This window comes from Scandinavium sp., from assembly GCF_036271055.1.
In the GTDB taxonomy this organism is placed as follows: Bacteria; Pseudomonadota; Gammaproteobacteria; order Enterobacterales; family Enterobacteriaceae; genus Scandinavium.
This window is the reverse complement of record NZ_DATBBJ010000036.1, coordinates 39,689-48,180: the sequence shown is the minus strand read 5'-3', so window position 1 is coordinate 48,180 and position 8,492 is coordinate 39,689. Positions and strand designations below refer to the sequence as shown.

Genomic DNA, 8,492 nt, shown 5'->3' with positions numbered 1-8,492 from the left:
TATAGAATCCAAGAGCACTCTTCGAGATCGAACCCGCGCTACCGAGGAGCGAAGCTTGTCCCGAAATGCCAATGGCTTCTTCTTGCAATTTATAGCCAGCCGCCTCGGTGTCGTAACCAGCCACACGATACTGTCCGGCGGTTATAGCGTTTTGAGCCGAAGCCGTCTCAAGGTCAGATTCGGCTTGATAATTCAATCCCTGAATTTTGTAGCCATAAGCTTGCCGGGCGGCATCCGATCTAATTGTAGCCTCATCGAAATCTGCAAGATTGATCTCACTCTCGCGAACACGAGTCGCTGAGGGACCAGAAACAGACAAACCACTAGCCGCTTGCGCTACTGTAGTCAGTCCTAATTGTTCTCGAGCGGCCATACCCCGCTGTTGAGCTTTAACATCACCAACTGCGGTGGCATAGGCTGCATTTGAATCAGTAAACTGCTTATTGAGCTGAGCCACGGCGGCTCGATAAGTATGCATGTTAGCTTGCGCTTGGGCCTCCAGCGCCGCGCCCTGCGCCTGAACTAGCGCGCCATGAGCTTGAAGCTCAGCGCCTTGCTGCTGGATCGGTATGGCTTTTTGAGCTTCCTGCGCTCCAGCAATACTCGATCCAAGCGAAATGATGCCAAGCGTCGCTGCAACTGGATCAGTCATCAGGTCCTCCTGAGATGAAACCTAATAAGACCATCACGAGGCGTCGCCACACGAAAGCCTAAATGAGGCGCTTCCATACGAAAGCCTAACCATTTCAACCAGCGAATACTTCGGGCTTCGCCCTCGATGACATGACCCTCTATAACTTTAAACATTTTGAGTATATCTTGAACAACCATCTGCGAATGTCTCACCAATATAAATGGGTGCTTACCAGCCAAATCCGTAGTCACCAGCCATAGATAAGCTCGATCGCTCAGGATCGTTGGTGCTATCAAACCCCAGACGGCGGCAACCTCGTCATCGATTAGCCCCGCCCAAGACTCGAAGCTAAGCGCGAGAAACCTCTTGAGATCGCGTTCTGCGGTTGGTTGATCTTTGATGTTACTTCGCGCCACGACAGCAGCCACATCGATGAGATTGGCTCGTTTAATTTCTACTTTCATTTGCCGCTCCCTGTATCTCCCACAGTGATTTCGGGCACGACGCCAAGCACCGTACAAGGCAGCGGATCATCGACCTGAAGGCAAATCTGTCCAGGAACGTCCCACAGCGGGTCCATAATAATGCGTTCATCTGCAGTAATTAGCGGAATATTCTGATCTATAAGAGTTGTACGATTAAGCTCTTTAATCGGAACCAGCGTACTGAACGTCCTTCCCGCCTTGAGGCCGCGAGAATCCTTAACCCGCACTGTTAAAGCATTGACCTTCTTCCGCTTTCCTTGAATGGTGTTGGCTTCTTGTCCAAGATCAAGATACATTGTCTGGAGCTGAGCTTGGAAGCCGAGACCGACAGTGACGTGAGTGACTGGCGCTGGAAGGACTACAGCCGTATTCTGTACAGTCAATCCTCTAATAACACCACCATCGGCCAATACAGATACCGTTTGACCTTCAAGATGGGATAGACCAAATATTGTATCACTCGGTTGATCAATAGCCCAGAATCCGTTAAGGACTAAATTCGGCCGGCCCCTTGGATTTACATCATCTTGCAACAGATCAGTGAATGGAAGGGTTATCCTACCAAGCACAGCACTATCACTCGCAAATGAAATGACGGTTGCCTTGCCACCAGCAGCTCTAATAACCCATCCAACCATTTCAGGCCCGAAGGTAGCTGGAGAGGCAGCGCTAAAAGAAACCTCTGCACCAACAAAATTGCCCCTCGGTCCTATGATAATGTTTAGATCTGATGTCGGAGTAAAATGGCCAGACGTAGCCCCAGCATCTACACACCAAGCATCCTCTGCACCAAATTGAAATGTTCTCTCTGCTATGCGTTCTATCATCTTTATAAAGGTTCCATCCGGTCTTGGTCTATCCACTACTACATAGGTAGCGTCAACTGTGCCTTCAGTAACTGTGCAGATGGACTTAAAGTTTCCCAAAGTATCATGTTTGGCCCAACCATACATATCTTGCTCTTTAACCACAGTCAGCGAAAGCAAAGCTCCATCATCCCTAACTGCCCAAACAATCTTAAACGGCTCCTCCGCATAAGCCCATTCAATAATTTGGTGACCGTAAAATAGGTGGCTCGACATTACAGAAATGTCATTGCCCGTGAAGATATTGGCATAAATATTATAAGCTAGATCACGAACTATAGAGCCTTTCTGTTGAACATACAATATATCGTAGTTGATAAGAATAGGCGGGACGTCATTAGCTCCAACATAAGCTTGGGCAGTGGCTGTCACAGTAGTTGGCGTTATCGGGCCTCCCTGCGTAGCTACACCGCCCGCTCCACCACTTACTTGCCAGGCCCCTTTCGTGGTCATCATGATAAGGCCAACAGGCATTGGGATCATGCTCTTAATCTCATTAACTTCAAGGCTAACCAGTCGAGCATCGACTTCATCGGTGGCTTGAGATGGATTAGAAAAGTCAAAGTTGTAGAATGCTCCGGGCTTACTCATAATAAATTCGTCCGTGTTATTCCCGCCAAAATTAGCATATACAAGCCGCTGCTGGAAGAAAGCCGAGACCTGAGGATTTGCGAAGACGCCAACAAATGGATCGTTAGGTATCGGTGGAGATGTAGCGAAATCAGGCGCAATGTTAGAATCGACAAACGTAACCCCTGGAGCTTGCGTTATACCAATAAATCCAAATTGAGTATCTGCTGGCACAGGATCGCCAGACAACGAGGGTATTGCGCCATAAACATTGTAAGAATCAGCACCAGGCACCGCATCCCAAACTATCGTGATCGATCCACTAGTAGTTCTTAAATCCAAAACTGGCTCAAGATGATTTTGCGGCGCGGGTCCAGATTCTTGGCCATTACCATCTACAGATGTTACGGTATATTTATAGGATGCCGGCCCGCTAGCTGATGCACCAAGATTGACTACAGTAGGCGGATTAACCGTTGCGCCAAACACGGCTGGTAACAGAGTCCAATTAGTGGCTGAGATAAGAGTTAAGATGTATGGTGGAGTAAATGGAGAGGTTATATTTAATTGCGAAGCTCTTTGAGAGAACTTCAGTAGTGGCAACATAGTGAAATCCCAAGGAGTGGCTATAGTGTAAACTCTTTGAACTATACCTGCCCCAGCCGCCGGATTCCATGGATCGTACGCAGTCGAGTCGATGTCTTGGCCAGTAAATGGATCGAGAGCAAAGAAAGTATTCGTAGCAGGAGAACCGACTGTAACATATCTATTATTCATTTCTCTAATACCTATTTCGGAAATAAATATAAGATCACCAGCATTGTAATTGCCATCAAAGGCTATATGCGTAGTGAGGCCTCTAACGACGTTTGTGACTCCAATAGCCCCCTCTACAACAGATCCGCCAAGAGTTATAAATCTCAGGTAATGATCGCCGAATTCCAAAGCATAAGTAACATTAACAGATTGCTGAAATCTAACTAGCCTTACATCACGACCGGGCCCGCCAGCACATGGACGAATAAACTCCGTCCCAGCTCTCGTACTCGCGCCAGATCGATAATCAACGAAGAAATTCCGCATTCTAGCCGCGCCAGAATGGTATTTCGTGATGTCAACCCTTGCGAAGAGGCTTGGGGACAATTCGCCAGATGCAAATGATGCCTGGATGACATTGTCAGACATTTCAGTAGTACATTGTTAGTGCTGGACCCCAGTCGAACATGATGTTTGGCGAGAACTCCCAAGCCTGATAACTGATGCCTCGAGTTCGTATCCAGTCAGGAGTCACGTCGTTGATCGTTAAGCCCTCGTTCCCGTCGCCCTGGCGAGCGAGCATTATGAATTGGTTAGCCTCCTGCGTTTTCAGTTGAGCGAGGCCCTTGTCACCTGTGAGTGCGATTGCAAGTCTTGCTCCAAGCGCTGCAACAAGAGCCTGCTGGAATTGATCATCCCACACATCCGGGTTGACAACTCTTCTAATGTAGCAGAGAATAGCTTGTTGTTGATTTGTGAGTATAACTCTCTGATCAAGTCCTCCGTCTTGAGGCCTTCCGCCAGCGCCGATCTGATCGATTCCAACGTGGAATCTGACGGGAGGTCCATTCCAGAACGCTGGCGCTCCTCCTGTGACAGCAGTTGTAATTGGCACTCCACTAGCAAATCCCGTACTAAACTGAGGTACGATATATATTGCTCGTATGCAATCGGAGGGATAGGCATATTCGTAACTCCAAGGCGGCGGAGGAATCCCTCGATGCCATTGCGTATCGCCAGGATTTGGATTTTCGGGCGTGCCTGGGGCTGCGCAAATCAAATCGAGATTGCGCACATTCTTCGCGCAGTTCCACGGCGCAAGGCGCAGCACTTCATCTCGAAGAGGCTCCAACAAGAGGTTGCATTGAATGCTCTCGTTGGAGCCCTCATCGAGGGATGCTATCTGAGACCGCGTGCCGATCGCAGATAGCGCTCGATTGGCGATGTCAACTTCTGCTGTCATTCGAGCTTCCAAGTTCTAGCTTTAACTGCCCACATCTGGGCACTTTGGGCTTCGGTGATGGCAACAGAGAACAAGCGTCTTTGCTCTTCGTTGCTGCTTGCATCCCGAAGGTTGTTCAACTCGTCAATGATCTTTGCGTAGTCCCGTTTCATATCGTTGACTACCGGATCACCACTCGGGTTGAAGGTCAGACCTACAGCTTTCTCGCCATAGGTCATTTCTCGCTGGTCCACGGTCATCCTCGCTGCGATCCGCTCTTGTGAATAGTGTGACCATGCCCTGGCGGTATCCCACGACAATCATCAGCATCGGGCACTGGCTTGTGAGCCATACCATGATTCCCGCCATGAAGGCCAGGGCTTGCTGGATCATGAATGTTAGTCGGCCCTTGCGGCGGGCTGTAGTTCATCACATCCCTAGCTCTAGTAATTCCACCGCTGCCAGCGCGAGGCGCTTGCGGCTTGTGGGCCTCCTGCCCGTATTCACTCAGAATGTCTCTTGCCATCACTTCTCTCCTCTATGTTGCGCCTTCGGAGCTTCCTTCGAAGCTTTATTATGTTCTGAGGCTTTCTCATCCTCGATCTCCTTAGCAACTTTGGCGAGCTCGATTTGAGCTTCATCAAAGATGGCCTTCAGACTTGGATAATCTCTCGACAGATCAGCCACATTAAGAAGATCACTTACCAGCTTCACATCCATCATCATCTCCTACTTGTGTTTGCCTTGTGAACCACTCGGATGAATTTCACGGCCACCGCCGGGGCCGAGAGCCGGTCGGCTAGTAGTAGTTGGGTTATAGCCAGGACCGTCAAAGATGGGCCTGTGCTTGAAAGCCAGGGCCCGGCCTTGTTGATCAACGCCCTCCAGATTTCCAGCTTTCCCTTTGGGCTCGGCCTTCCAACTCTCCCGGCCGCTCTTATCCGCTCTTCCTTGTCTCATATGAGTCTCCTTTCCTAAAAGCACCACCTTGACTGTGTTCGCGGTCAAGTTCGCTTAACAGAACTTTCTCTGCTCGACCCATTTCCCTTTTGGTCCACTCCGGTGGCTGCTGACCAATACTTTCGTAGAAGGCTCGAATATAAATAAGGTTGTGGAGATGCTGAGCCAGCCGCATGATCCTCGGCGGGACCATAAGATCGATGTCGCCGTCCTCAAGCATCTCCACAGGACTCAACGGGTCAGCCGTTCCCAATGGATTGGTCATTTATCGTTGCCTTTCTTCTTCTTCTTCAGCATTCCAGTCTTTTTGTCAGCCGCATGAAACTCCTTTCCAACAGATGGAGGAATTCCGATGTTGCCTTTACCCTTTGCGGCAAGCATCATTGCGATTGCTTGCTTACGTGATGTGCTAGGCATGTCCGCCTCCTAAAAGAACCACACGCCGCCTCCGTCTGTTTGGATGAATATAGTTGTGTCGCCACCAGCGGCTTCCATGACAAGCGCCTCACCCATAGCCAACGGATCGATCGAGTCTCCAGCATCTGGAATAACATTGACTACATGACTTCTACTGTTTATCCAAACTCCCCAACCATTCCACAGCGTCGAAACCTTTGGAAGAGTGATATTAAGAGTAACATCGCAAATAATCCTGGACATGTGATCAAATGTATCGAGAATAGTATCGGTGGCGACGTGAACAAGTTGTATATTTTGATCCAGGTTGCCGGGAGCAGAAACTCCGAATTGTAGGCCGAAAGCTGGTGTTCCAATGCCCAGAGCAGTTGCGGCTACTTGAACAGTTGCAGCCGTAACGACCGGAACCATAGCTGGGGAAATAACAACATTCCCGAGGACAACCCCGGCAGCGGGCATTGGGTTGCCCATAGAATCAAATGCTAGAAACATATTTGCCCTAACAGCAGCCGGAGGAAGCTGTGCCATAGCCGGATCAATCGGACTGCCTTGTATGCACCTATCTGTTACCTCTTGGAGCTGTTGAGTCAGCATTGTTACAAAATCGAAGGTCTGTTCTATAACAGTCTGGTATAAAACACTTTGATTAGCAAACGAAGTCTCCTGAACTGTAGTCTGCTGCCTATATATTGTTATAGTTTGTCCGACGGGTACCGGAACGCCACCACCAACCACTGGATATAAGACTGATCCGCCGACGGGAGTTGGATTAGGAGCTACTGGAGGATTAAGAAAAACTTGGTATGTGGCTGGATTACCCAGTATTACATCGGTGCCAGTGCTTATGAAGATAATGATATCTGTTGGATTAATAACAGGAAATGGAAAGGCAAATAGCGTAGTAACGCCATCGCCCTGATATGTGATTGAGACATTTATGGCTGATACAGTCATGATCCGAAGTGCGCCTCAAAGATGATTCTGCCAACTGCACCATTGCCGCCAGCGAAGTCAGAGCCGGTTCCACCACCGCCGCCAGTGCCGACGGTGTAGGTGTAGGTAGCAACTGGGCTATTAATTATGGTCTCGCAGTAAGCTCCAGAGCCGCCACCGGGCCCAGTTTGTGAATTAACAGTAGACCATCCGCCACCTTGGCCACCGCCACCAGTATTGGATATAGCGGCTTGTCCTATACTTGCGAATGAATTCCGGCCTCCGCCACCTAGAACAGGAGAATCACCACCTGCGGCACCGTTGTTCACATTGATCGATGAAGGACCGCCGCTTCCACCAGTTACAGCAAGCTCATTGCAAGTCCCGCTGCCAGTCACTGTGCCACCTGTGCCACCAAAACCGCTGATCACAGTTCCACCATTGCCGCCGCCAGCAGACAGAACTGGAGTCGTGCAAGCCGGGGAAGAGGTATTTAGGCAAGATGGAAGGCCATTCGAGCCATTACCTTGAGTAAGACCACCACCACCTCCTCCACCACCACCGCCCCAAATCTTGATTCTGATCCAAAGAGCGCCAGCTGGAGTTGTGTAAGTAGCGTTGGTGCCAAAGGTAAAGGCTTGGACATTTGGAAGAGTTTGCCGGGCAGCACTAAGGGCAACGGTGACGTTAGGGGCAGCAACAGTTGCGGTTAGACCTGCGCCCGCAAGAACGCTTGCTGGACCTGTAATACCATTGAGTGAAGCAACACCTGCAACACCCGAGGTCGAGCAGACACCAATCTGGCATTTGCGGATCGCATTATCAGCGGCGGAGAAATAAAGAATATAGTCGTTGGTGTTGTTAGGCGTATTATTGGCTACAAGCCCAGTAATAGTTGATGGGCTGGTTCCGAGGCTTGCCGAACTAAGAGTTCCAAATGTAAGGACTCCACCAGTGTTGAAAGCTCCATTGACATCGAAGTCAAATGCTCCTGGAGTTTTGTTAATTCCGACTCTGTTATTTGTTGTATCAACACGGACAACCTGATTTGTTCCAGCAGCATTTGTAATTTGAACAGCTGTTGTTGAATCTGTATTAGGCTTAATGATCGGGACGTTAATTCCAGCGAATCTTGGGACATCGGTTATAGCTCCTATTACACCTGTTCCACCAAGCGGGATCGTACCCGGCGCAGTAAGGCCGACGCCTGTACCAGAATTGATAGTTATCGATCCAGAACCACCACCGCCTGGTGGTGTTGCCCAGGTTCCGTCAGCACGAAGGAAATTAGTAACACCACCGCCAGAAGCAGGGACAGCGCCAGGTAGGCTTGAAGTAAAGACGTCGATAAACGCTGTCGCATCCGCACTGGTCATCTCCCCTAAAAGCCCGGAATTGGCAAAGAGTGGGCCATTGACAATACCACCAAGAACGACAGTAGTGCCAACAGTTAGAGTATCACCTCCACCACCTCCACCACCGCTACCACAAACTGGATCTTGTCCTATGGTCGGCCACACAAGCGTTTGTCCAGCAGAGCAAGGACCAACCGTTCTCCAACCAACAACGCCAGGGCCGCCACCAACTGGAACGGCGTGGTTAGTGATATCCTGCGCAAGAGCGGCGGACGAGGCCAAAAGCAGAGCTAT

10 protein-coding genes are annotated in these 8,492 nt (G+C 49.7%); all 10 read right to left on the bottom strand.

From position 1 onward, the window contains the following. Nucleotides 1-652 (bottom strand): hypothetical protein (locus VH187_RS05640; RefSeq protein WP_329700513.1); only part of this gene is annotated, 652 nt, incomplete at its 3' end. Beyond that, on the bottom strand, nucleotides 652-1,098 hold the full coding sequence (locus VH187_RS05635; RefSeq protein ID WP_329700512.1) for a hypothetical protein: 447 nt from the start codon (nucleotides 1,096-1,098) through the stop codon (nucleotides 652-654). The genes VH187_RS05635 and VH187_RS05640, both read right to left, overlap by 1 nt. Further along, entirely contained in the window at nucleotides 1,095-3,740 is a 2,646-nt protein-coding gene (locus tag VH187_RS05630) for a phage tail protein (RefSeq protein WP_329700511.1), read from the bottom strand. The genes VH187_RS05635 and VH187_RS05630 overlap by 4 nt, the downstream gene beginning before the upstream one ends. Nucleotide 3,741: 1 nt before the next feature. Next, nucleotides 3,742-4,554: a phage connector family protein gene (locus VH187_RS05625; protein ID WP_329700510.1), complete on the bottom strand. Its 813-nt coding sequence runs from the start codon at nucleotides 4,552-4,554 to the stop codon at nucleotides 3,742-3,744. Continuing rightward, entirely contained in the window at nucleotides 4,551-4,787 is a 237-nt protein-coding gene (locus VH187_RS05620) for an Acb2/Tad1 domain-containing protein (protein WP_329700509.1), read from the bottom strand. The genes VH187_RS05625 and VH187_RS05620 overlap by 4 nt, the downstream gene beginning before the upstream one ends. A 271-nt stretch (nucleotides 4,788-5,058) precedes the next feature. Further along, on the bottom strand, nucleotides 5,059-5,259 hold the full coding sequence (locus tag VH187_RS05615; protein WP_329700508.1) for a hypothetical protein: 201 nt from the start codon (nucleotides 5,257-5,259) through the stop codon (nucleotides 5,059-5,061). Nucleotides 5,260-5,470: 211 nt separating this feature from the next. Further along, on the bottom strand, nucleotides 5,471-5,758 hold the full coding sequence (locus VH187_RS05610; protein ID WP_329700507.1) for a hypothetical protein: 288 nt from the start codon (nucleotides 5,756-5,758) through the stop codon (nucleotides 5,471-5,473). Continuing rightward, a complete protein-coding gene (locus VH187_RS05605) occupies nucleotides 5,755-5,910 on the bottom strand; it encodes a hypothetical protein (RefSeq protein WP_329700506.1) in 156 nt (51 codons plus the stop codon). The genes VH187_RS05610 and VH187_RS05605 overlap by 4 nt, the downstream gene beginning before the upstream one ends. 9 nt (nucleotides 5,911-5,919) lie before the next feature. Further along, complete coding sequence (locus VH187_RS05600) at nucleotides 5,920-6,864, bottom strand: hypothetical protein (RefSeq protein ID WP_329700505.1); 945 nt, start codon at nucleotides 6,862-6,864, stop codon at nucleotides 5,920-5,922. Continuing rightward, the gene (locus VH187_RS05595; RefSeq protein WP_329700504.1) at nucleotides 6,861-8,363 is read right to left on the bottom strand and encodes a hypothetical protein; all 1,503 of its coding nucleotides are present in this window, start codon (nucleotides 8,361-8,363) and stop codon (nucleotides 6,861-6,863) included. The genes VH187_RS05600 and VH187_RS05595 overlap by 4 nt, the downstream gene beginning before the upstream one ends. Nucleotides 8,364-8,492 lie beyond the last annotated feature (129 nt).

Coding starts and splice junctions, on each gene's coding strand:
- VH187_RS05600 (WP_329700505.1), bottom strand. CDS start 6,864: ATGACTGTATCAGCCATAAATGTCTCAATCACATATCAGGGCGATGGC.
- VH187_RS05610 (WP_329700507.1), bottom strand. CDS start 5,758: ATGACCAATCCATTGGGAACGGCTGACCCGTTGAGTCCTGTGGAGATG.
- VH187_RS05615 (WP_329700508.1), bottom strand. CDS start 5,259: ATGATGATGGATGTGAAGCTGGTAAGTGATCTTCTTAATGTGGCTGAT.
- VH187_RS05625 (WP_329700510.1), bottom strand. CDS start 4,554: ATGACAGCAGAAGTTGACATCGCCAATCGAGCGCTATCTGCGATCGGC.
- VH187_RS05605 (WP_329700506.1), bottom strand. CDS start 5,910: ATGCCTAGCACATCACGTAAGCAAGCAATCGCAATGATGCTTGCCGCA.
- VH187_RS05630 (WP_329700511.1), bottom strand. CDS start 3,740: ATGTCTGACAATGTCATCCAGGCATCATTTGCATCTGGCGAATTGTCC.
- VH187_RS05635 (WP_329700512.1), bottom strand. CDS start 1,098: ATGAAAGTAGAAATTAAACGAGCCAATCTCATCGATGTGGCTGCTGTC.